The sequence below is a fragment of the Mycolicibacterium psychrotolerans genome, from assembly GCF_010729305.1.
In the GTDB taxonomy this organism is placed as follows: domain Bacteria; phylum Actinomycetota; class Actinomycetes; order Mycobacteriales; family Mycobacteriaceae; genus Mycobacterium; species Mycobacterium psychrotolerans.
Map to the genome: position 1 here is coordinate 2,200,527 of NZ_AP022574.1, position 22,692 is coordinate 2,223,218.

General features: G+C 68.8%; 23 protein-coding genes and 1 pseudogene. 14 read left to right on the forward strand and 10 right to left on the reverse strand.

The features are described from left to right. Positions 1-11 precede the first annotated feature (11 nt). Complete coding sequence (trhA, locus tag G6N45_RS10925) at positions 12-743, reverse strand: PAQR family membrane homeostasis protein TrhA (RefSeq protein ID WP_057148201.1); 732 nt, start codon at positions 741-743, stop codon at positions 12-14. Positions 744-798: 55 nt separating this feature from the next. On the opposite strand from trhA, the gene G6N45_RS10930 reads away from it, so the two are divergent. The 4 genes from G6N45_RS10930 to G6N45_RS10945 all read left to right on the forward strand — a co-directional run bounded on the left by G6N45_RS10930 (position 799) and on the right by G6N45_RS10945 (position 3,956). Then, positions 799-1,590: a (2Z,6E)-farnesyl diphosphate synthase gene (locus G6N45_RS10930; RefSeq protein ID WP_163722216.1), complete on the forward strand. Its 792-nt coding sequence runs from the start codon at positions 799-801 to the stop codon at positions 1,588-1,590. 13 nt (positions 1,591-1,603) lie between these two features. Continuing rightward, positions 1,604-2,953, forward strand: a complete 1,350-nt coding sequence (locus G6N45_RS10935; protein ID WP_163722218.1) for a hypothetical protein — start codon at positions 1,604-1,606, stop codon at positions 2,951-2,953. A gap of 88 nt (positions 2,954-3,041) precedes the next feature. Continuing rightward, a complete protein-coding gene (locus tag G6N45_RS10940) occupies positions 3,042-3,455 on the forward strand; it encodes a hypothetical protein (protein WP_163722220.1) in 414 nt (137 codons plus the stop codon). Positions 3,456-3,551: 96 nt separating this feature from the next. Then, positions 3,552-3,956: a hypothetical protein gene (locus G6N45_RS10945; RefSeq protein WP_163722221.1), complete on the forward strand. Its 405-nt coding sequence runs from the start codon at positions 3,552-3,554 to the stop codon at positions 3,954-3,956. Here the strand turns inward: G6N45_RS10945 and coaA are convergent. Further along, entirely contained in the window at positions 3,953-4,891 is a 939-nt protein-coding gene (gene coaA, locus G6N45_RS10950; protein WP_163722223.1) for a type I pantothenate kinase, read from the reverse strand. The genes G6N45_RS10945 and coaA overlap by 4 nt on opposite strands. A 30-nt stretch (positions 4,892-4,921) precedes the next feature. Between coaA and G6N45_RS10955 the strand changes: the two genes are divergently transcribed. From G6N45_RS10955 to G6N45_RS10975, 5 genes are all read left to right on the forward strand, one after another. Continuing rightward, a complete protein-coding gene (locus G6N45_RS10955) occupies positions 4,922-6,130 on the forward strand; it encodes a DUF885 domain-containing protein (protein ID WP_163722224.1) in 1,209 nt (402 codons plus the stop codon). 51 nt (positions 6,131-6,181) lie between these two features. Continuing rightward, positions 6,182-7,651, forward strand: a complete 1,470-nt coding sequence (locus tag G6N45_RS10960; RefSeq protein ID WP_163722226.1) for a glycine hydroxymethyltransferase — start codon at positions 6,182-6,184, stop codon at positions 7,649-7,651. A gap of 53 nt (positions 7,652-7,704) precedes the next feature. Next, entirely contained in the window at positions 7,705-8,532 is an 828-nt protein-coding gene (locus tag G6N45_RS10965) for an acyl-ACP desaturase (RefSeq protein ID WP_163722228.1), read from the forward strand. A gap of 164 nt (positions 8,533-8,696) precedes the next feature. After that, positions 8,697-10,058, forward strand: coding sequence for an RNA 5'-3' helicase PhoH2 (locus G6N45_RS10970; RefSeq protein ID WP_275997754.1), 1,362 nt, complete (start codon positions 8,697-8,699; stop codon positions 10,056-10,058). Between the two features lie 78 nt (positions 10,059-10,136). After that, the gene (locus tag G6N45_RS10975) at positions 10,137-11,018 is read left to right on the forward strand and encodes a polysaccharide deacetylase family protein (RefSeq protein WP_163722232.1); all 882 of its coding nucleotides are present in this window, start codon (positions 10,137-10,139) and stop codon (positions 11,016-11,018) included. A gap of 3 nt (positions 11,019-11,021) precedes the next feature. Here G6N45_RS10975 and G6N45_RS10980 read toward each other — a convergent pair whose 3' ends face one another. The 3 genes from G6N45_RS10980 to glpX all read right to left on the reverse strand — a co-directional run bounded on the left by G6N45_RS10980 (position 11,022) and on the right by glpX (position 13,795). Continuing rightward, positions 11,022-11,195 carry a hypothetical protein gene (locus G6N45_RS10980; protein WP_308207114.1) on the reverse strand — a complete coding sequence of 58 codons (174 nt, stop codon included), beginning with the start codon at positions 11,193-11,195 and terminating at the stop codon, positions 11,022-11,024. Positions 11,196-11,307: 112 nt separating this feature from the next. Next, positions 11,308-12,732: a class II fumarate hydratase gene (locus tag G6N45_RS10985; RefSeq protein ID WP_163722235.1), complete on the reverse strand. Its 1,425-nt coding sequence runs from the start codon at positions 12,730-12,732 to the stop codon at positions 11,308-11,310. A 34-nt stretch (positions 12,733-12,766) separates the two neighbouring features. Further along, positions 12,767-13,795, reverse strand: coding sequence for a class II fructose-bisphosphatase (glpX, locus tag G6N45_RS10990; protein ID WP_057148211.1), 1,029 nt, complete (start codon positions 13,793-13,795; stop codon positions 12,767-12,769). A gap of 55 nt (positions 13,796-13,850) precedes the next feature. On the opposite strand from glpX, the gene G6N45_RS10995 reads away from it, so the two are divergent. Both G6N45_RS10995 and G6N45_RS11000 read left to right on the forward strand, forming a co-directional pair. Continuing rightward, positions 13,851-14,555 (forward strand): DUF4245 domain-containing protein, encoded by a 705-nt coding sequence (locus G6N45_RS10995; protein ID WP_163722237.1) that lies wholly within the window; start codon positions 13,851-13,853, stop codon positions 14,553-14,555. Positions 14,556-14,569: 14 nt separating this feature from the next. Beyond that, positions 14,570-15,367: a dienelactone hydrolase family protein gene (locus G6N45_RS11000; protein WP_163722239.1), complete on the forward strand. Its 798-nt coding sequence runs from the start codon at positions 14,570-14,572 to the stop codon at positions 15,365-15,367. On the opposite strand, the gene G6N45_RS11005 is transcribed toward G6N45_RS11000, so the two are convergent. After that, a complete protein-coding gene (locus G6N45_RS11005) occupies positions 15,348-16,535 on the reverse strand; it encodes an AI-2E family transporter (protein ID WP_163722241.1) in 1,188 nt (395 codons plus the stop codon). The genes G6N45_RS11000 and G6N45_RS11005 overlap by 20 nt on opposite strands. Positions 16,536-16,694: 159 nt before the next feature. Between G6N45_RS11005 and G6N45_RS11010 the strand changes: the two genes are divergently transcribed. After that, a complete protein-coding gene (locus G6N45_RS11010) occupies positions 16,695-17,159 on the forward strand; it encodes an SRPBCC family protein (RefSeq protein WP_163722243.1) in 465 nt (154 codons plus the stop codon). A 139-nt stretch (positions 17,160-17,298) separates the two neighbouring features. On the opposite strand, the gene G6N45_RS11015 is transcribed toward G6N45_RS11010, so the two are convergent. Genes G6N45_RS11015 through G6N45_RS11025 form a run of 3 tightly spaced genes read right to left on the reverse strand, consistent with a single transcriptional unit; the run spans position 17,299 to position 20,637 of the window. Next, positions 17,299-18,177, reverse strand: a complete 879-nt coding sequence (locus G6N45_RS11015; RefSeq protein ID WP_163722245.1) for a formylglycine-generating enzyme family protein — start codon at positions 18,175-18,177, stop codon at positions 17,299-17,301. After that, a complete protein-coding gene (locus G6N45_RS11020) occupies positions 18,170-19,087 on the reverse strand; it encodes an HAD family hydrolase (protein ID WP_163728215.1) in 918 nt (305 codons plus the stop codon). Before G6N45_RS11020 ends, G6N45_RS11015 begins: the two co-directional genes overlap by 8 nt. A 2-nt stretch (positions 19,088-19,089) precedes the next feature. Next, the gene (locus tag G6N45_RS11025; RefSeq protein WP_163722247.1) at positions 19,090-20,637 is read right to left on the reverse strand and encodes an arylsulfatase; all 1,548 of its coding nucleotides are present in this window, start codon (positions 20,635-20,637) and stop codon (positions 19,090-19,092) included. A 148-nt stretch (positions 20,638-20,785) separates the two neighbouring features. Between G6N45_RS11025 and G6N45_RS11030 the strand changes: the two genes are divergently transcribed. Together G6N45_RS11030 and G6N45_RS11035 are read left to right on the forward strand one after the other, a co-directional pair. After that, a complete protein-coding gene (locus G6N45_RS11030) occupies positions 20,786-21,250 on the forward strand; it encodes a hypothetical protein (protein WP_163722249.1) in 465 nt (154 codons plus the stop codon). Further along, positions 21,247-21,546 (forward strand): annotated as a pseudogene (locus G6N45_RS11035) (transcriptional regulator); the annotation flags it as partial. The gene G6N45_RS11030 and the pseudogene G6N45_RS11035, both read left to right, overlap by 4 nt. On the opposite strand, the gene G6N45_RS11040 reads toward G6N45_RS11035, so the two are convergent. Beyond that, complete coding sequence (locus G6N45_RS11040) at positions 21,498-22,649, reverse strand: 3-beta-hydroxysteroid dehydrogenase (RefSeq protein ID WP_163722251.1); 1,152 nt, start codon at positions 22,647-22,649, stop codon at positions 21,498-21,500. The pseudogene G6N45_RS11035 and the gene G6N45_RS11040 sit on opposite strands and share 49 nt — an antisense overlap. Positions 22,650-22,692: the final 43 nt, after the last annotated feature.

Sequence of the window (22,692 nt, forward strand, 5' to 3'; positions counted from 1 at the left end):
CAGAGATTCCCTCAGAAGACTGCGAACCACATCGCGATGTAGTGGCAGATCGCCGCGACGGCCGTGCACGCGTGGAAGAACTCGTGGTGGCCGAACGTCGTCGGCCACGGGTTCGGCCACTTCAGCGCGTACAGCACACCGCCGATGCTGTACAGAGCGCCGCCGACGATCAGCAGCACTACCGCCGCGACGCCGGCGCCCTGCAGGATCGGACCGATGAACCACGCGGCGACCCAGCCCAGCAGGATGTAGAGCGGCGTCCCGACCCACCGCGGCGCCGACGGCCAGAACATCTTGAGCAGCACCCCGGCCAGCGCGCCGCCCCAGACGATCCACAGCAGCACCTCCCCGCTGTGTTCCGGCAACGCGAGCACGGCGAACGGCGTGTAGCTGCCGGCGATGAACACGAAGATCATCGAGTGGTCCGCGCGCTTCATCCACTTGCGCGCGGTGGCCGACGTCCAGTTCACCCGGTGGTAGACGGCGCTGACGGTGAACATCGCGACGATGGTCAGCGTGTAGATCAGCGTCGCGATGCCCGCCCGCGTCGACTGCAGCGACCACGACACCGCCACCAGGGTGGCGCCGCAGACCACCGCCACGGCCGCGGAGTAGACGTGAATCCATCCCCGCAGCCGGGGCTTGCCCAGGAACTGCACGACGCCTTCGGCGAAGGCTTCGGGCAGGTCCTCGGCTCCCCGCGATTCGTCCTCGGTGTTCCGGGGATCGACAGACGTGGGCATGTCACCTCCACTGACCGGCTTGGGGTTTCCGTGCGCCACAGTAGTCTGGATCCTCGTGGACCTCATTCCGCGGCGGCTCAAGGAACCGGCCTACCGGCTCTACGAGATGCGGCTGCGTCAGGGGCTCTCCCGGCAGAGATCCGAGCTGCCCCGCCACATCGCGGTGCTCTGCGACGGGAACCGCCGCTGGGCGCGTGAACTCGGTCACGACGACGTCGCCTACGGCTATCGGGCCGGCGCCCAGAAGATCGCCGAGATGCTGCGGTGGTGCGCCGATGCCGGTATCGAGATGGCGACGGTGTACCTGCTGTCCACCGAGAACCTGCAGCGCGACGCCGACGAGTTGGCCTCGCTGATCGAGATCATCACCGACGTCGTCGAGGAGATCTGCGCGCCCGCGAACCAGTGGAGCGTGCGCACTGTCGGTGACCTCGAGCTGATCGGTGAGGAACCGGCCCGCCGGCTCCGCGAGGCCGTGCAGTCGACCGACGGCAACGGCGGGAAGTTTCATGTCAACGTCGCCGTCGGCTACGGCGGCCGCCAGGAGATCGTCGACGCGGTACGCGCGCTGCTGTCCAAGGAGCTGGCCAACGGCGCCAGCGGCGAGCAGTTGATCGAAGCGGTGACCGCCGAAGCCATCTCGGAGAACCTGTACACCTCCGGCCAGCCCGACCCCGATCTGGTGATCCGCACCTCGGGCGAGCAGCGGCTCTCGGGCTTCCTGCTGTGGCAGAGCGCGTACTCCGAGATGTGGTTCACCGAGGCGTACTGGCCGGAGTTCCGACGCGTCGACTTCCTGCGGGCCCTGCGCGACTACAGCGCCCGGCACCGGCGTTACGGGCTGTAGAGGACCACCGCGCGTGATCGGCCTGTCCGCCCTGGTGTTCGCACTGAGCTGGTGGCTGGGGCTGTACCTGCTGGCCCGCGACCCGCGCAAACTGGTGCTGGTGCTCGCCGCCGTCGGCCTGACCAGCTTCGCCACTGTGGTGGCGCTGGACGCCATCCGCACCACCGGCGGCGTCGACGGGCTTGGTCGCGTCGAGGTCTATCTGGTCGCGGTGCCCGGCATCGCCTGGTTCGCGGTGCTGCTGGAGTTGTCGCGGCCGTGGGACTCGTGGCGCAGCCGGGCGGGCGAGGCGGCGCTGGTCGCCGCCGCCGCGATCGTCGCGTTCAGCGGCGCCGCGATGGCCGGCGGTGTGGAGGGACCGCTGCGGCTCGGGCACTGGGTGCTGTTCGCCGCGGTGTCGGTGCCCGCGCTGGGCGCCATGGTGTACGCGGTCCTGCGCCGCAACCAGCCCCGCCCGGTCGTGGGTTTCGTCGTCGTCGCCACGCTGTTCTTCGCGCTCGGCAACGCGATCCTGGTCATCCCGCTCGGCCTGGTCCCGAGCTGGCTGGCGCTGGCGTCCACCGGCTTCGACGTCGCGCTGCTCGGCGTCGCGGTCGCGATGGGTGACGCGTTCGAGGAGGGCCAGGCGCTGCGCAACGACATGCTGCGCTCGTTCATCGGGACGTCCGTGGTGGCCGTTCTGTTCGGCGGGCAGGTGCTGATCGGGCTGGCCGTCTCCGGGCAGACCGCCACGCTGGCGGTGCTGCTGTTCACCAGCCTGGCCGTGGCGATCGCGGTCAACGTGCTGGCCGACCCGCTGGCCGGGGTGCTCGACCGGCTGGCGTTCTCCCGCTCGCCGGGCCTGCGGGCCGAACGTGCCGCGTTGCGCAGCACCGAGGCCGCGTTGCCGCTGCGGGCGGCGGGCCCGCTCGACGGGATGGACGAGGAGACGTTCGTGCGGGTCACCCGCCGCGCCCTCGGCCACTACTCGGATCTGTCCAAGCTGGTCGCCAGCCCGCTGACGGCGCTGCCGGTCATCGACGACCGGTTGGCTCGTCGCGGCGCACCCGATCAGCCGCTCGAGCGGGCGAACGAACTGCGCGCGCTGCTCGCCGAGCGGATCGCCGCCCTCAAGCCCCGCGACGGCTCCGACTTCGGCACCACCGAACAGTGGCGCCACTACAACGCGCTGTACTTCCCCTACGTCGTCGGCGTCCGGGCCTACGCGCAGAACGCCACGGCCGCCGGGCTGGATCCGGTGGCCCGGCAGGCGTGGCAGTGGCTGGTCACCGAGGTGCCGCAGCGCTCGCTGCACAACTGGCAGAACGCCGCCGCGCGCGTCATCGCCACCGACCTCAAGAGCAGCCTGGTACCCGCGCGCTGACCGGCGCAGTATCCGCTGACCTGCGGTTGGCAGCAGTTGGCAGTATCCGGTGTCGATCTGGCAGCGGGATCTGCGAACTCTGAGTGGCATGACCGCCATCACCCACCGGCCCGCCGGGGTCACCCCGACGCAGGACCAGCTGCTGCGCTTCGCGCTGCGCGCCGACGCGACGCTGTGCGCCGGCCTCGGACTGTTCGTCGCGGTGGCCGCCGACCCGCTGGCCCGCCTGTTCGGCCTCACCGCCACCGCCGCCTGGATCGGCGGAGCCGGGCTGGTCGCCTACGGGGCGGCGCTCTACAGCGCCGCGCGGCTGGGCGGCATCCGCAGGGTCGGCGTCGCGGTGCTCGTCGGCAACGCACTCTTCACCGCCACCGTGGCCGTCGTGCTGGCGAGCGGCGCGCTGCCGCTGACCCGCGCCGGCGTCGCCGCCGCGCTGGCGTTCACCGCGGCCACGGTCGGTCTGTCCTGGCTGCAGTACCTCGGGGTGCGCCGGTTGGCGTGACCCCCGCATGAGCCGGTCCGGAGTCGCCGTCGGAAGAGGTTACGGCGTCGACTCCGGCACCGGTCGATCCGAATAACCCATCAGAAAGGAACCATCATGACCACTGCCCTCTCCTCCCGCCTGAACGAGTCGACCGACTCCCTGCTGCGCTTCGCGATGCGCGCCGACGCCGTGCTCAGCGGGCTGACCGGCGTCGCGATGCTGCTCTTCGCGCCCAAGGTGGCCGACCTGTCGGGCACCACGGCGGCGTTCGAGTACGCGACCGGTGCGTTCTTCGTCGTGTTCTCGATCGCGGTGCTGGTGCTCGCGTCCCGCCCCGCGATCCGCACGCCGGGTCTGGTGCTGGCCGTGGGCAACCTGCTGTTCAGCGTCGCCACCGTCGTGCTGGTCCTGGCCGACGTGTTCCCGCTGACCACCACCGGTGTGGCGCTGGTCCTCGGCACCGGGGTCTACACGCTGGTGATGGCTGAGCTGCAGTACCAGGGTGTGCGGCGCATCTAGAGTTTGCGCAGCCGCAGCCGGTTGATGGAGTGGTCGGCGTCCTTGCGCAGCACCAGCGTGGCACGCGGCCGCGTCGGCAGGATGTTCTCGATCAGGTTCGGCCGGTTGATCGAATGCCAGATGTCGCGGGCGGCGAACACGGCCTGCTCATCGGTCAGCGTGGAGTAGTGGTGGAAGTGCGATGCCGGGTCGGCGAAGGCGCCGGCCCGCATCGACAGGAACCGCGAGATGTACCACTCCTCGATGTCCTCGATGCGGGCGTCGACGTACACCGAGAAGTCGAAGAGGTCCGAGACCATCAGCGCAGGCCCGGTCTGGAGCACGTTGAGTCCCTCGAGAATCAGGATGTCGGGGTGGGTGATGATCTGCTTCTCGCTCGGCACGATGTCGTAGAGCAGATGCGAGTAGACCGGGGCGCACGCCGCGTCGGCACCCGACTTGACGGCGGTGACGAAGCGCATCAGCGCCCTGCGGTCGTAGCTCTCGGGAAAACCCTTGCGATGCATCAGGTTCCGGCGCGAGAGCTCATTGTTGGGGTACAGGAAGCCGTCGGTGGTGACCAGGTCCACCCGGGGGTGGTGTTCCCAGCGCGCCAGCAGCGCCTGCAGCACACGCGCGGTGGTCGACTTGCCGACCGCCACACTGCCGGCCACCCCGATGACGAACGGCACCGGCCGGTCCGGATTCTGCTGCGGCTCCCCTAGGAAGTCCGCGGTGGTGGCGAACAGCGCCTGCCGGGCGGCGACCTGCAGATGGATCAGCCGGGCCAACGGCAGATAGACCTCTTCGACCTCGAGCAGGTCGATCTTCTCGCCGAGACCGCGGAGCCTGACCAGCTCGTCCTCGGTCAGCTTCAGCGGCGTGGACATCCGAAGTGCCTGCCATTGACTTCGGTCGAACTCCACGTAGGGGCTGGGTTCGCTCAGCCGCGCCATGGCCCCAGTCTTGCAGTTAGCGTGGTGGGTATGGACGCCGGTACTGGTTCTGCGCCCCTGATCCGCGACTACCTGACGCTCGGGCTGCGGTTCGACCGCATCGAGGAGGGCTACGTCGACTCCTTCACCGGCGATCCGGCACTGCGGCGTGCGGTCGCCGACGAGCCCGCACCCGAGCCGGCCGGGCTGGCCCGCGAGGCGCGCCGGTTGCTGGCCGAACTGCCCGCCGGGCTCGATAGCGACCGCGCCGCGTTCGTCGGTGCGCACCTGCGCGCCCTGGAGTGCGCAGCCCGCAAGTTCGCGGGCGAGGACGTGGGTTTCGTCGACGAGGTCGAGGCCTACTTCGACGTCCGGATCACCAAGGGCGACCCGGAGCGCTACCGGGAGGCGCACGCCAAGCTCGACGACGCGCTCGGCGGGACCGGCCCGCTCGCCGAACGGATCCGGGCCCACCGGACGGCCGAGGAGATCCCGCCGGCACGGCTCGAGGAGGCCATCGGAGCGTTCTCCTCCGCGCTACGCGACCGCGTCAGGGCGACGTTCCCGCTGCCCGACCGCGAGACCATCACCTACGAGGTGGTCACCGACAAACCGTGGTCGGGATTCAACTACTACCTCGGCGAGTACCGATCCACGGTCGCCGTCAACGCCGACCTCAAACAGCAGATGTCCAACCTGCCCCGGCTGGTGGCCCACGAGTCCTATCCCGGGCACCACACCGAGCACTGCCGCAAAGAAGCGGGGCTGGTCGAGGCGAAGGGTCAGGCGGAGCAGACCATCTTCCTGGTCAACACGCCGCAGTGCCTGATGGCCGAGGGGTTGGCCGACCTTGCGCTCTACGCCGCGGTCGGGCCCGGCTGGGGGAGTTGGGCCGCCGACATCTACGCCGACCTGGGGCTGCGGTTCGACGGCGCACGGGCGGAGACCATCTCGGAGGCGACGGCCGCGCTCGCTGATGTCCGGCAGGACGCCGCGCTGATGCTGCACGACGAGCACCGCGACGTCGACGACGTCGTCGACTTCCTCAAGCGCTGGCTGCTGGTCGACGACGAGCGTGCCCGGCAGATGTTGCGGTTCCTGTCCTCGCCGCTGTGGCGGGCGTACACCAGCACCTATGTCGAGGGATACCGGCTGCTGCGCGGCTGGCTCGACATCCGCCCCGACGGAGTGACGCTGACCGACCGGTTCACGACGCTGCTCGACGAGCCGCTGATCCCGTCGTCGCTGCGGGCCACCTGAACGCCCGATGTGGTTTCTCGGGGGCGCTCGCCGCGGACTACGCTCGTGGGCATGACCGCCGAGTCCGTCACCACCTCTGGCCAGGGCGCCGAGTACGCCGACACCGCCAGCGAGGCCTACCGGGCCGCGCTGCGGGTGATCGAGAGCGTCGAACCCCGTATCGCCGAGGCCACCCGCAAAGAGCTTGACGATCAACGGCATTCGCTGAAGTTGATCGCCAGCGAGAACTACGCGTCGCCGGCCGTGCTGCTGACCATGGGCACCTGGTTCTCCGACAAGTACGCCGAGGGCACCATCGGGCACCGGTTCTACGCCGCCTGCCAGAACGTCGACACCGTCGAGGCGCTGGCCGCCGAGCACGCGCGCGAGCTGTTCGGGGCGCCGTACGCCTACGCGCAGCCGCACTCGGGTATCGACGCCAACCTGGTGGCCTACTGGGCGATCCTGGCGACGCGGGTGGAGACGCCCGGTCTGGCCGAGTTCAGCGCCAAGCACATCAACGACCTGTCCGAGGCTGACTGGGAGACGCTGCGCGCCAAGCTGGGCAACCAGCGGTTGATGGGCATGTCGCTGGACGCCGGCGGCCACCTCACCCACGGCTTCCGCCCCAACATCTCCGGCAAGATGTTCCACCAGCGCCAGTACGGGACGAATCCGGATACCGGGTTCATCGACTACGACGCCGTCGCGGCCGCGGTGCGCGAGTTCAAGCCGCTGATCCTGGTGGCCGGCTACTCGGCGTACCCGCGCCGGGTGAACTTCGCCAAGATGCGGGAGATCGCCGACGAGGTGGGCGCCACGTTCATGGTCGACATGGCGCACTTCGCCGGCCTGGTGGCGGGCAAGGTGTTCACCGGCGACGAAGACCCGGTGCCGCACGCGCATGTGGTGACGACGACGACGCACAAGTCCCTGCGCGGTCCGCGTGGAGGCCTGGTGCTGGCCACCGAGGAGTACGCGCCCGCGGTCGACAAGGGCTGCCCGATGGTGCTCGGCGGGCCGCTGGCTCACGTGATGGCCGCCAAGGCGGTCGCACTGGCCGAGGCCCGTCAGCCCGAGTTCCGCACCTACGCCCAGGCGGTCGCCGACAACGCCCAGTCGCTGGCCGACGGGTTCGTCAAACGGGACGCCGCCCTGGTCACCGGCGGCACCGACAACCACCTGGTGCTGCTCGATGTGACGTCGTTCGGGCTCACCGGCCGGCAGGCCGAGTCGGCGCTGCTGGACTCCGGCATCGTCACGAACCGCAACGCGATCCCGGCCGACCCGAACGGCGCCTGGTACACCAGCGGCATCCGATTCGGCACGCCGGCACTGACCACCCGCGGGTTCGGCGCCGACGACTTCGACCGGGTCGCCGAACTCGTCGTCGAGGTGCTGAAGAACACCCAGCCCGCCGCCGGGCCGAACGGCCCGTCGAAGGCCAAGTACACGCTGGCCGAGGGGACCGCGCAGCGGGTCAAGGCGGCGGCCGCGGAGCTGCTCGACGCCAACCCGCTCTACCCGGGTCTGACCCTCTGACGACACGGCGTGGGAATTTTACGATTCCCACAGAATTGAGTTAATGTAACCGCATGGCACAGAAACCTGTCGCTGATGCGTTGACCCTCGAGCTGGAACCCGTCGTCAAGGAGCAGCTGCGGCGTCACCTCGACACCGAGGACGCCTGGTTCGCCCACGATTACGTGCCGTTCGACCAGGGCGAGAACTTCGCCTTCCTCGGCGGCCGGGACTGGGACGCGTCGGACGTGACGCTGCCCAAGAAGGTCACCGACGCCTTGGAGATCCTGCTGATCACCAAGGACAACCTCGCCGGATACCACCGCGAGCTGGTCGAGCACTTCATCCTCGAGGACAAATGGGGCCGCTGGCTGGGCCGCTGGACCGCCGAGGAGCACCTGCACGCGATCGCGCTGCGCAACTACCTCGTGGTCACCCGTGAGATCGACCCGGCGGCCAACGAGGATGTGCGCGTCGAGCATGTCATGAAGGGCTACCGCGCCGACACCTACAGCCAGCTCGAGACGCTGGCCTTCATGGCGATGTGGGAGCGCAGCCACGCCGTGTTCTGCCGCAACCTCGCCGCCCAGACCGACGAGCCGGTGCTGCGCGATCTGGTCGGCAGGATCGCCGGCGACGAGGAGCGCCACGCCGAGTTCTTCACCAACGTGGTCGCGTTCTGCCTGAGCTCCTCGCGTGACGAGACCGTTGAGGCGATCGCCACCCGCGCCGCTGCCCTCGACCTCGTCGGCGCCGACATCGATGCCTACGCCGACAAGGTGGCCACCGTCGCCGAGGCCGGCATCTTCGACCGGGCCGCATTGCGCACCGCCATCGCCGACTCCCTTGCGGCGTGGGGACTCACCGAGGAACCCCGGTTCGCGGAGTTCACGAGCTCGTAACCGGCACGCCGTTTCGTCCCGGCGCGCCTGCGAGGCGCGGATGCGGCACCGGGAGTAGCGTCGTTTTCGATGGCTAGCGACATGCTCTGCTATCCGGGCGGTCCGAATTCGTTTCGACGAAAGGGCCGGCCCCGGTCCTTTCGGCCGCGCTCGTGTCCACCGAGATGTTCGCGTGGGGCTCCGCGAACTCGCGCAGCCTCGAGGAGCGCTACGTGAACGATTCTCCCGTCCGCACCTACGTGCTCGACACCTCTGTGTTGCTGTCCGATCCCTGGGCCATCACGAGGTTCGCCGAGCATCAGGTCGTGGTTCCGCTGGTGGTGATCAGCGAACTCGAGGCCAAACGGCACCATCATGAACTCGGTTGGTTCGCGCGTCAGGCGCTGCGGATGTTCGATGATCTGCGCCTCGAGCACGGTCGCCTCGACCAACCCATTCCCGTTGGGACACAAGGCGGCACGTTGCATGTGGAGCTGAACCACAGCGATCCGACCGTGCTGCCCGCGGGCTTCCGCACCGACAGCAACGACGCCCGCATCCTGACCGTCGCCGCCAACCTTGCCGCCGAGGGCAAATACGTCACGCTGGTCAGCAAGGACATCCCGCTGCGCGTCAAGGCCGGCGCCGTCGGGCTGCTCGCCGACGAGTACCACGCCCAGGACGTCATCACGTCGGGCTGGACCGGGATGGCCGAGCTCGAGGTGGGCTCCGAGGATGTCGACGCTCTGTTCGCCGAGGGTGAGATCGACCTGCAGACCGCCCGCGACCTGCCCTGCCACACCGGAATCCGGTTGCTGGGCAGCAACTCTCACGCACTGGGCCGGGTCAATCCCGACAAGCGGGTGCAGCTGGTCCGCGGCGACCGGGAGGTGTTCGGCCTCCGGGGAAGGTCAGCCGAACAGCGGGTCGCCCTGGATCTGCTACTCGACGAGTCCGTCGGCATCGTGTCGCTGGGCGGCAAGGCCGGCACCGGCAAGTCCGCGCTCGCGCTGTGCGCCGGCCTGGAGGCGGTGCTGGAGCGCCGCACCCAGCGCAAGGTCGTGGTGTTCCGGCCGCTGTACGCGGTCGGCGGCCAGGACCTGGGCTACCTGCCCGGCAGCGAGAGCGACAAGATGGGCCCGTGGGCGCAGGCGGTCTTCGACACCCTCGAGGGGCTGGCCTCCCCGGCGGTGCTCGAGGAGGTGCTCGCGCGCGGCATGCTCGAGGTGCTGCCGTTGACCCACATCCGCGGCCGCTCGCTGCACGACTCCTTCGTGATCGTCGACGAGGCGCAGTCGCTGGAGCGCAACGTGCTGCTGACCGTGCTGTCCCGGCTGGGCAGCGGCTCGCGGGTGGTGCTCACCCACGACGTCGCCCAGCGCGACAACCTGCGCGTCGGACGGCACGACGGTGTCGCGGCGGTGATCGAGAAGCTCAAGGGCCATCCACTGTTCGCGCACATCACGCTGCTGCGCAGCGAGCGCTCGCCGATCGCGGCGCTGGTCACCGAGATGCTCGAGGAGATCAGCCCCGGCGCCCTGCCGTGACGCGAATCGGGCGCGCGCACCGACGCTGAGCGTCGTTGTGCGCGCCTGATTCGCAGGGTGGATAGGTAAGCTGCCTCCGTGCTCACGCGTCCCGACAGCCTGACCTGGCGTTACGCCAGAACCGTCCTCGGCGTCGCCGCCGCGGTGGCAGTGCTGGTGATCGGCGGCCTCACCGGACACGTGCGGCCGGCCAACGCCGACCACGTCGACTGCGCCCAGGTCAAGTGCGTGGCGTTGACCTTCGACGACGGGCCCAGCCCGTTCACCGACCGGCTGCTGTCGATCCTGCGCGCCAACAACGCCGAGGCGACGTTCTTCCTGATCGGGAACAAGGTGGCCGCCAACCCGGCCGGTGCCCGGCGGATCGCCGACGCCGGCATGGAGATCGGCACCCACACCTGGGAACACCCGAACATGACGACGATCCCGCCGCAGGACATCGCCGCGCAGTTCAGCAAGGGCATCGACGCCATCGTGGCGGCCACCGGCCAGCGACCCACGTTGTCACGCACCGCAGGCGGACTGGTCGACGACGCGGTGCTCGCCGAGGCCGGCCGGCAGGGACTGGCCGACATCAACTGGGACGTCATCCCGTTCGACTGGGCCAACGACAGCAACACCGCCGCGACCCGGGCGCTGCTGATGAGCCAGATCAAGCCGAACTCGGTGGTGCTGCTGCACGACACCTACTCCTCGACGGTGGATCTGGTGTCCCAGTTCATCCCGGTGCTCGAGGCCAACGACTACCACCTGGTGACGGTCAGCCGCATGCTCGGCCCGCGCGCGCCGGGCAGCCTCTACGGCAGCCGCGAGAACGGTCCCCCGGTCAACGAGCTCGTCGACATCCCGGCCGATCAGATCCCGCCGCTGCCGGACACGCCGTCTCCCGCGCCGATGCCGAACTTCCCGATCACCGACATCCCCGACCAGAACTCCGGCGGTCCCACCAACGGCGCGTAACCGCTACTGCCTGCGGCGTTCCTCCATCAGGTACCACCCGGCGGCGGCCGCCCCGGACACCGCGAGCACGCGGTCGGCGCCCCATGCGCGCCTGCCTTTCGACAGGTCGAGCAGAGACGCCAGTCCGAGCATGACGAAACCGGTCGTCAAAGCGGGTTGGCTGGTCGCCGTGGTCACGAGCGCTGCAGAATCGCGGTCGGCAGGCAACATCGCCTCCTGTGAATGCCTGGAACAGGGTGTGGCCCTTATCTTCTGCCCACCGCCGCGATTCGTCAGGCGATTCGCCGAACTAGCCTTGCTGCCGAACCTTGGCCATCTTCAGCACGTCGAGCCTGCGGTCCAATTCCTCCTCGGAGAGCTTGTCACCGATCAGGCCGCGGTCGATGACCGTCTGGCGGATGGTCTTGCGCTCCTTGAGCGCCTCCTTGGCGACCTTGGCGGCCTCCTCGTAGCCGATCGCCGAGTTCAGCGGCGTCACGATCGACGGCGACGACTCCGCGAGCTCGCGCAGGTGCGCGTCGTTGGCCACCAATCCGTCGATGCATTTGGCGGCGAACAGTTTCGACACGTTCGACAGCAGCGTGAACGACTCGAGGACGTTGCGCGCCATCATCGGGATGTAGACGTTGAGTTCGAAAGCCCCGGACAGGCCGCCGACGGCCACAGCGGCGTCGTTGCCGATCACCTGCGCGGCCACCTGTGTGACGGCCTCCGGGATGACGGGGTTGACCTTGCCCGGCATGATCGAGCTGCCCGGCTGCAGGTCGGGCAGCTGCAGTTCGCCCAGCCCGGTCAGCGGACCCGACCCCATCCAGCGGATGTCGTTGGCGATCTTGGTCAGTGACACCGCGATCGTCTTCAGCGCGCCCGATGCCTCGACCAGCCCGTCGCGGGCGGCTTGGGCCTCGAAACTGTCCACGGCCGTGCGCAACTCGGCGATCCCGGTCTGGTCCACGAGCACCTCGACCACCTTGGCGCCAAACCCGTCGGGGGCGTTGAGGCCGGTGCCCACCGCGGTGCCGCCGATCGCGAGCTCACCGAGCCGGGGCAAGGTCGCCTTCACCCGTTCTATGCCGGCCTGGATCTGGCGGGCGTATCCGCCGAACTCCTGGCCGAGCGTCACCGGCACGGCGTCCATCAGGTGCGTGCGGCCGGACTTGACGGTGGTGCGCCACTGACGGGCCTTGGCCTCCAGCGATTCGTGCAGCACCTCCAGGGCCGGAATCAGATGGCGCACAGCGGCTTCGGTCGCCGCGATGTGCGTGGCGGTGGGGAAGGTGTCATTCGAGCTCTGCGACATGTTCACGTCGTCGTTCGGGTGCACCGTCACCCCGTTCGCCGCCGCGATCGAGGCGATGACCTCGTTGGTGTTCATGTTCGAGCTGGTGCCCGAGCCGGTCTGGAACACGTCGATCGGGAACTGGTCGTCGTGCTGCCCGTCGGCGATCTCGGCGGCCGCGGCGATGATCGCGTCGGCCTTCTCCGGCGCCAGCAGGCCCAGGTCCTTGTTCACCTGGGCGCAGGCGCCCTTGAGCAGCCCGAGCGCCCGGATCTGGGTGCGCTCCAACGGCCGGAACGAGATCGGGAAGTTGTCCACCGCGCGCTGGGTCTGGGCCCGCCACAGCGCGTTCTTGGGCACCCTGACCTCGCCCATGGTGTCGTGCTCGATGCGGTACTCGGTGTCGTCGGCTGTGTCGACGGCGTTGTCGGCCATGGGCTCCCTGTTCGTGTTGTCGATGTGGTTGTGACTAGGGCAACGGATAGGCGGCGGACTTGTCGCCGGTGAAGTCGACCGCGGAGTACTCGTTGAGCTTCGAGAGCCGGTGGTAGGCCTCGATCATGCGGACCGTGCCCGACTTCGAGCGCATCACGATCGACTGCGTGGTGGCGCCGCCGCCGGAGTAACGGACCCCGCGCAACAGGTCGCCGTCGGTGACGCCGGTCGCGGAGAAGAAGACGTTCTCACCGGAGACGAGGTCCTCGGTGTGCAGGACCCGATCCAGGTCGTGTCCGGCGTCGACGGCCTTCTGCCGCTCGTCGTCGTCGGTGGGGGCGAGCACCGCCTGGATGGCGCCGCCCATGCAGCGGATGGCCGCGGCGGTGATGATGCCTTCGGGGGTGCCACCGATGCCGGCGAGCAGGTCGGTGCCCGAGTTGGGGCGGCAGGCCGAGATGGCGCCGGCGACGTCGCCGTCGGAGATCAGCCGGATGCGGGCACCGGCTTCCCGCACCTCGGCGATCAGCTGGGCGTGCCGCGGCCTGTCGAGCACACACACCGTCAGGTCGGCGACGCTGGATTTCTTGGCCTTGGCGACCCTGCGGATGTTCTCGCCGATCGGCGCGGTGATGTCGATGACGTCCACGGCGTCCGGACCGACGGCGATCTTGTTCATGTAGAACACCGCCGACGGGTCGAACATCGCGCCGCGCTCGGCGACCGCGAGCACCGAGATGGCGTTGGGCATGCCCTTGCTCATCAGCGTGGTGCCGTCGACCGGGTCGACCGCGAAGTCGCACTCCGGGCCGTCGCCGTTGCCGACCTCCTCGCCGTTGTAGAGCATCGGGGCGTTGTCCTTCTCGCCCTCGCCGATCACCACGACGCCGCGCATCGACACCGAGTTGACCAGCTCCCGCATGGCGTCGACGGCGGCCCCGTCGCCGCCCTCCTTGTCTCCGCGCCCCACCCAGCGGCCGGCCGCCATGGCGCCCGCCTCGGTCACCCGCACCAGTTCCAGGGCCAGGTTGCGGTCCGGGGCTTCACGTCTCGATGGCGTCATGCGCCAGATTCTCCCACTAACCGCCCACTGATCGGGAAGAGGGATACTGGCAGGCATGACGACGCCGCCCGACTCCGGCCACGCCGCGGAGCGCGAGAGCCCCGACCCGGCCCCGGGGGGCTATGCGGTGCCAGTGGCGCGGCCTGCCAAGGCCCGCCTGCTGCAGGACGGCCGGGACATGTTCTGGTCGATCGGCCCGCTCGTGGTGGCCTGCGTGATCCTCGCCGGCGTGCTCGGGATGTGCTCGTTCGCGCCGACCGGTCCTGGTCCCGGCCCGGCACCTGATTACGACGCCCCCGCGGCGTTGCGGGCCGATGCGGACGCGCTCGAGATCCCGATCCGGGTGCCGCAGTTGCCGCCTGACTGGCGGGCGAACTCGGGCAGCCGCAAGGGTATCGACGGCGGGCGCACCGACCCGGTGACCGGCCAGCCGGTGCGCGCGGTGGCGTCCGTGGTCGGCTATCTGACGCCGAGCGGGATGTATCTTGGCCTGACGCAGAGCAACGCCGACGAGGACAAGCTCGTCGCGTCGTTCGGGCCGGATCTGGTGCCCACCGGGACCGAGGACGTCGACGGCGTGCGCTGGATCGTCTACCGGGGCGGCGAGCGGGACGGCAAGGCGGCCGAGCCGGTGTGGACGGCGCAGGTGCGCGGCCCGACCGGGCCCGCGCAACTCGCGCTGACCGGCGCCGCGGGTACGGACGAGTACCGTACGCTGGCGGCTGCGACGCAGTCCCAGTCGCCGCTGCCCGTGACCTGACGTTCGGAGACGCCATGACCTCGCCTGAAGCAGACCTGTCCGGCTGGGTCGCCACCCCGTTCACCGCCGCCGGCTACACCCACGACGTGTACCGCAAGGGTGAAGGGCCCGGCGTCGTGCTGATCCCCGAGATGCCCGGGCTGCATCCGGGTGTGCTGGCACTCGGCAACCATCTGGTGGACAACGGCTTCACCGTCGCAGCGCCGTCGCTGTTCGGTACCCCCGGCGCACCCGGGGTGAGCCCCGGCGCCATCCCGGTGCTGCTGAAGGGTTGTGTGGCAAAGGAATTCGCGGCGTTTGCGACCAACGCCGACCGGCCGGTGGCGCACTTCCTGCGCGCGCTGGCCCGTGACCTCAACGAGAAGACGCCGGGCAAGGGTGTCGGGGTGATCGGGCAGTGCTTCACCGGGGGGTTCGCCCTCGCCGCGGCCGTGGACGACAGCGTGCTCGCGCCGGTGATGAGCCAGCCCTCGGTCCCGCTCCCGCTGACTCCGCGGCACAAACGCGACCCGGGGGTCTCCGAGGCGGAGATGAAGGTGATCGAGCAGCGTGCGGCCACCGAGGGTCTGTGCGTGATGGGGTTGCGGTTCAGCGAGGACGCCGCGTCGCCGGGGGAGCGGTTCACCACGCTGAAGAACCGCCTCGGCGACGCGTTCGAGGTCATCGAGATCAGCTCCAAGAAGGGCAACGCCGACGGCATCGGCCGGATGGCGCACTCGGTGCTGACCGATCAGGTCCGGGAGGTCGACGGTCATCCGGCCTACGAGGCACGTAAGCGCGTCGTCGAATTCCTCACGTCTCGTCTGATGTGACGGCCGGCGCCGGCGCGGGTCTGCCGGGCAGCAGTCGGCGCCACCACGGGGTCCTGCGTTCGGCTTCGTCGTCGGCCGGATCGGCGCGGGTACCGGTGATCGAGTCCAGCGGCGCACCCTGGTAGACGGCCAGGTAGACGCTGATCGTCGTGACGATGACGATCATCAGCACCGGCCCGAGCACGATGCCCCAGAAGCCGAACATCCTCAGCCCGGCGAACACCGCGAGCAGCATCAGCGCGGGGTGCAGGTGGGCGCTCTTGGGCACCAGGAACGGGCGGAGCACATTGTCGATGCTGGTGACCACCACGATGTGGAACACCACGACGAAGATGCCGCCCGCCACGTTGCCGAAGATCGCCAGCCCGATGCCGAGCGGGATGGTGACGATGCCGCTGCCCAACGGGATGAACGACAGGGCGGTCAGGAAGATGACGAACATGAAGAAGCCGTCGTGCAGGCCGGCGATGTAGATCGACACCGCGCCGGCCACGCCCTGACACACCGCGATGATGAACTGCCCTTTGACCGTGGCCGACACCATCGCGCCGATCTTCGCCAGGTAGATGTCGGACACCTGCGGCCCCAACGGATTCAGGTCGCGGAACAGGTCGGCGACCTTGCCGCCGTTGGTGAGCAGGGCGAGGAAGACGTAGAGGAAGATGATCAGCGCCGTCACCGTCGACGCGATGCCGCCCACCGAGCTGCGCGCGAAGTCCAGCGCCACCTGCCCTGCGCCCTGTCCGACCTTGGTGGCGGCCTCGCGCACCGAGTCCGGCGTCAGCGTGATGTCCAGGAACGGCACGCGGGCGAGCGCCTCGTTGGCCGAGTCGAGAAGACGCTGCGCCAGCGCGGTGAAGTCGGTCTGCTCCACCCAGCGCCCGATGCTGGTCACCATCTGGCTGATCTGCAGGACCGCCAGGAAGACCACCCCGGCCAGCGGGATCGCCACCGTCGCGACGGCGGCCAGCAGTGTCACCGTCGCGGACATGCCGACGTTCATCCTCTGCCGAAGCCGTTGGTAGAGCGGGGTGAACAGATAGGCGAGCACGGCGGCCACCGCGATCAGCAGCAGGTAGTGGCGCAGGAAGTAGGCGCCGAAGCCCAGCGCGATCAGTGTCACCACGGCCAGGGCGCGCTTCTGGTTCACGGTGAAGCTGCCGGTCACGCCGCCCCCGTCACGACGACTGTTCCACCAGGGACATCGCGTGGCCCAAGATCATCGAAGCCACTCCTGCCGGCCGGAAAGGGAACGGGTTACAAGGTCACACCTGGGCGGCGAAAACGCAATAGCGCCGTCGGTTTCGGTGCTGGCACACTCGTGCGGGTGACGGAGCTGAAGAGAACAGAGTCGATTTCGGTGGCCGTGCCGCCGGACGAGCTCTACGCGCTGGTGTCCGATGTGACCAGGACGGGTCAGTGGAGCCCGGTCTGCAAGGCCTGCTGGTGGGACGACGGCGACGGACCCCGCGTGGGCGCGTGGTTCACCGGCCACAACGAGCTGCCGGAGCGCACGTGGGAGACCCGCAGCCAGGTGGTCGCGGCCGACCCCGGCCGCGAGTTCTCCTGGGAGGTCAACAAGGGCTGGGCCCGTTGGGGCTACACCTTGGAGCCGGAGGGCGCCGGCACCCGGCTGACCGAGCATTGGGAGTTCCTGCCTGCCGGGCTCGAGGGGTTCCGCGAGCGCTTCGGCGACGCGGCCGACGACGAGGTCGCCAAGCGCAGCGAGGCGGCGCGCACCGGTATCCCCGCCACCCTCGCGGCGATCAAGGAGTTGGCCGAACGCGCCTGAGGACTACCAGTGCGACGCGCGGCAGCCGGCGGCGAGGTTGTGACAGTGCTTGCCTTCCTTGCACTTGGCGCACGAGCATCGGCATTCGTGGTCGGGGTGGCGCTGTGGGGTGTGCTGTTTCATCTCACTCCTTCGATCGTCATCTCTTGACGCAGCGGAAACCGATGTGGCTCATCCCGGTGTCCACCGGCTGCGGGCGCCGGGCGGCGGGCCGGTAGCGCATGCAGTAGCTGTCGGCGCACAGGAACGATCCGCCCTTGACCACCCGGCGCGGCACCGTGACGCCAGGCTGACGCGGATCGTAGGTGTCTGCAGCGCAGCAGGGTTGCGCGTCGCGGGTCGCGCCGTACCAGTCGGTCGTCCACTCCCAGACATTGCCGGCCATGTCGTGGAGCCCGTAGGCGTTCGGCGGGAACGATCCCACCGGGGTGCTCTGTCCGTACCCGGTGTCGGGCAGGTACGGGAACTCGCCGTGCCAGTAGTTCGCCAACCGACGTTCTCGGCCTTCCGGCTCGTCGCCCCACGTGTACACCGCGTGCGCCAGACCGCCCCGGGCGGCGACCTCCCACTCCGCCTCCGTGGGTAGTTCGTAGCCTGCCCACTGGGCGTAGGCCACGGCGTCGTCGAACGCGATGTGCACCACCGGATGGTCCTCGCGCCCGCGGATGGACGAGCGAGGTCCGCGCGGGTGGTTCCAACTCGCGCCCGGCGTCCACCGCCACCACAGATTCAGGTGGCGCAGGTCGACCGGGCCGTCGGTGCGCCGGAACACCATCGAGCCCGGCTGCACGTTCTCCGGCGGCGCCCCCGGATAGTCCTCGGGATCCAGTGGCCGCTGCGCGACGGTGACGTAGCCCGTCGCGACGACGAACTCCTCGAACTGCGCGTTGGTGACCGGATGGGGCTGCATCCAGAAGCCGTCGACGGTGACCCGCCGCGCGGGCCCCTCTTCCGGATAGTGCTCGTCGGACCCAACGATGGCGGTCTGGGGTGGGATCCACACCAACTCGTCAGTCACCGAAGACCGTGGCCCAGTCGTTCTTCATGCTCACCACGGTCCACGCGTGCGTCGACGCATGGTCGAGCAGGCGCTCGGCGCCTGCGGTGTAGGAGAATTCGCGGTCGGCGTCGTCGTGCAGCACGACCAGTCGCAGCGCGCTGCGGCCGGGCCGGCCCGAATACCTCAACATCTCGTCGTCGCCGTTGGAGTTGCCCGCCGACAGGATCGGTCGTCGGCCAATCCTGCTCCAGATCCGTACCGGTTTCTCCGGCCCGTCGTCGAACACGTCGAGGGTCGGCTGGATCAGCAGATCGCCGTGGCCGGCGTCGTCGCCGGTGAACTTCAGCCCCTGCGCGCTGCCGACGACGCGTTCCGGCGGGATGCCGTAGATGGCGTCGGTGATCGGTCGCATGAAGTCGCGCCCGCCGCCGGAGACGATGTAGCAGGTGAACTCGTGCGCCTCCAGGTAGCGCAGCAACTCCACCATCGGTGCGTACACGCAGCTCTGATAGGGCCGCCCCAGTGTCGGATGGGTGGCCTCGGCGAAGAACGCGTTCACCAGCGCGGCGTGATCTTCGACGGGCATCGACTGGTGCAGCGACATGACCGCGCCGGCAAGGGTTTTCAGTGCGGTGTCGTCACCCTGGTAGTGCTGGGTGATGGCGCCGCCGAACCAGCTGAGGTCGGCGGTGCTCGCCGCCAGGTAGGGCTGCTCATGCGCAAGGCCGGGATCGGCGGCGGCCTTCTCCGCGAGCCTGCGGACGATGAAGTCGAGCTGGATGTAGGCCGGCTTCTCACACCACAGCGTGCCGTCGTTGTCGAAGACCGCAACGCGTTCGGGCGGTGCGACGTTGCGCACGGCGCCGTCGGTGAACTCGACGATCGCGGACTTCGCGAGCCCGTCCTTCCACGAGGCGAGTTCGACCACGCTCACCCGCCGCGAGTGGCCAGGAACTTGTTGAGTTCCTCGACGGCGTTGTCGATCGTGAACGACGCGGGCTCCTGTCGAGGTGGGAATTCCTTGAACGTGTCCAGGAACTGTGTCGCGATGGCCGAGCCGTAGAGCACGAGGAAGATGCGGTCTATCACCCAGTCCCAGTAGGTGTTCGACGTGATGTCGGCCCGCTCGTAGGGATCGGTGCGCAGGTTGAACAACTTGGGTGCGCGCAGCGGGGTGAACGGTTCGAACCAGATCTGCAGGGTGCCCTGACACCGCTGCTCTTGGAAGACGACCTTCCAGTTCTCGGCGCGGATGCCGAGCACGTCGCAGTCGTCGGAGAAGTAGATCATCCCGCGCCGGGGACTCTGGTCCACCTCGCCGGTCAGATAGGGAACCAGGTTGTAGCCGTCGATGTGCACCTTGTAGGTCATGTCGCCGACGGTGTGCCCGGCCTTCAGCTTGTCGATGATGTCGGTGTCGCCGGCGGCCGCCAGGAACGTCGGCAGCCAGTCATGGTGTTGCACGATCTCGTTGGATACGCTGCGCGGCTTGATCTTTCCCGGCCAGCGGATCAGCTCCGGAATGCGGAAGGCGCCTTCCCAGTTGGTCGCCTTCTCGCTACGGAACGGGGTCGTCGCGCCGTCGGGCCAGCTGTTGGCGTGCGGGCCGTTGTCGGTCGAGTAGATGACGATGGTGTCCTCGGCGATACCGAGTTCGTCGAGCGTGTCCAGCAACGTCCCGACATTGCGGTCGTGGTCGATCATCGTGTCGTGGTACGGCGACTGCCAGCGGCCGGCCTGCCCCAGGCTCTCCGGCTTGGTGTGCGTACGGAAGTGCATGTGCGTCATGTTCATCCAGACGAAGAACGGGGTGCCTGCATCATGCTGATGCCTGATGAAATCGACGCAGGCGCTCGTGGTTTCGTCGTCGATGGTCTCCATCCGCTTCTTGGTCAGCGGCCCGGTGTCCTCGATGCGCTGTTTGCCGACCGGGCCGTAGCGCTCGTCGACCTCGCCGGAGTCTTCCTCGGTGGCCCAGGAGTGGATCACGCCGCGGGGCAGGAGGGCCTTGCGAAGCAGGGGCGCCTCCTCCTCGGTGGGGTAGTCGGCGTTCTCCGGCTCCTCCTCGGCATTGAGGTGGTAGAGGTTGCCGAAGAATTCGTCGAATCCGTGCGCCGTCGGCAGGTACTTGTTGAGGTCGCCGAGGTGGTTCTTGCCGAACTGGCCGGTGGCATAACCGAGCGGCTTGAGCAGTTCGGCGATCGTCGGATCTTCCTTCTGCAGCCCGATGTCCACACCGGGCATGCCGACCTTGCTCATGCCGGTGCGGTACACGCTCTGCCCGGTGATGAACGACGACCGGCCGGCGGTGCAGCTCTGCTCACCGTAGGAATCGGTGAACAGCATGCCCTCGTCCGCGATCCGGTCGATGTTGGGGGTGAAGTAACCCATCATTCCGCGGCTGTAGCAGCTCAGGTTCGAGATTCCGATGTCATCTCCCCAGATGACCAGGATGTTGGGTTGGGATTGTTCGGACAAGGCGGCTCCTTCACCATCGTTGCCGCAACCCTAGGACTGCGGCCCTTTCGGGTCAGTCGAATCGGCTGACTCGTCACCCTCCTCCGCGCTTGACTTTCCAGTGAGGAAAGTGGAGCCTTCTTTCGAGGGAGGAAAGTGAGGAGTGGGCATGGAGGACATCACGCCGGCGGACGCGCGCGCCGCCCTTACCGCCGTCGACCGCGCCAGGACGCGTGTCGTCGACGAGGTGGGCCTGCCGCGGTGGTACTGGTGGCTGCTGGCCGCGGGCTGGCTGGGCCTCGGCGTGATCGGCGACCTCGGTGCGCCGTGGCTCGCGGTCGCGGCCACGGTGGCGTTCGGTGTCGCGCACGCCACCGTCGCGTCGCGCCGCCTCGACGGCCGCCGGCGCACCGCCCGGTTGCAGGTCAGCGCCGACACCGCCGGCCGCCGCCTACCGGTCGTGGTGATCGGCATGCTGGTCGTCCTCGTCGCCGTCACCATCGCCGCGGGCTTCGCGCTCGAGGCCGATGGCGCCCGTCATCCCGGCATCGGGGCAGGATTGCTCGTCGCCGTCATCGTTGGCCTTGGCGGCGACGGCATGCTGCGGGCTCTGCGCCGCCGGGTCCGGGCATGACGGCACCCCGCTTCGACGAACTGATCCACCCCAGCACGCGGCTGTCGCTGGTGGCCACCTTGGCCGCTGCGGACTGGGCCGAGTTCGGCTATCTCAAAGACGTGCTTTCACTGTCTGATTCGGCGTTGTCGAAGCAACTCGGCGTGCTGGAGCAGGCCGGGTACGTCATCACCGAGCGCCGCTTGGACGGGAGCCGCCACAAGGTGCGCGCGCGGCTGACCGACACCGGTCGCGCCGCCTTCGATGGTCATGTCTCAGCGCTGCGGATCATCGTCGAGGGCGGCGCTGCGCCCTCGGGCGGAGACGGCGCCGCAGCGTGCGCCAGCGGCTCACCGGAGGCGGCTTTCATCCGGTCGAACAACTCGACGTAGTAGGGCAGGCACTGCTGGAGTGCCTGCTCGGTGGTGAACAGCGGCCGGTAGCCGAGATCCCGTTCGGCCTTGGCGATGGAGAAGTAGTTGTCCAGGTAAAGCCGTTCCACGGCAAGGGGTTCCAGCAGCGGCTTGGGCAGCCCGAACCGGAAGTGCATCACCTGCCACACCCGCATGGCGAACCACACCAGGCGGCCGGGCACGCGGAACCTGGGCCACGGTTGGCCGCACGCCTCGACCACGGGCCGGGAGAACTCGAACATGTTGATCGGCTCGCCGTCGTTGATGAAGTACGCCTGGCCGGGCGCCGTGCCGCCGGGCGCCAGATGCTGGGCGGCGAGGATGAACCCGTGAATCAGGTTGTGCACGTAGGAGTTGTCGAGCTTGACGTTCTTGCTGCCGACCAGGACCTTGACGTGTCCGGCGAGCACGCTCTCGAACACCTTGCGGAACATCGTCTGATCGCCGCGGCCCCAGATGCCGCTGGGCCGGATCGAGCACGTCAGCATGCCCCCGTCGCCGTTGGCGGCCAACACGAACTTCTCGGCGACGACCTTGGTCTCGGTGTAGAGATCGCTGAAACGCTCGGTGTAGGGCAGGGTCTCGTCGCCACCGGCGATGCGCTGCCCGCCCATCACCACGCTGTTGGAGGCTGTGTAGACGAACCGTTGCGTTCCGGCCTTCTGGGCGGCGTGCACCAGGTTCTTGGTGCCCTCGACGTTGACGGCGAAGCTGCGCCTGCGGTACTCCTCGGTGACCGACGCGCCGCCCATCAGGTCGATGATCGCCGCGGTGTGGATGACGGTGTCGATCCCGGCGACGGCGTGCGCGACGACCTCGGGGTCGGTGATGTCGCCTTCGACGGTCTGGAGTCGGGGATGGGCGGGAAGCGGAGAAGGGGCGCGGTCGAAGGACCGCACCTCGTGGCCCCGGTCGAGCAACGTCGTCACCAGATTCGCGCCCACGAAGCCGGAGCCGCCGGTCACCAGTACCCGGCCGAGGTCGGTCGTCATCGATGCATCACCCATGCGGGCAGACTAACTGAAACGTGTTCCAGTTTTCCAGCCCCGA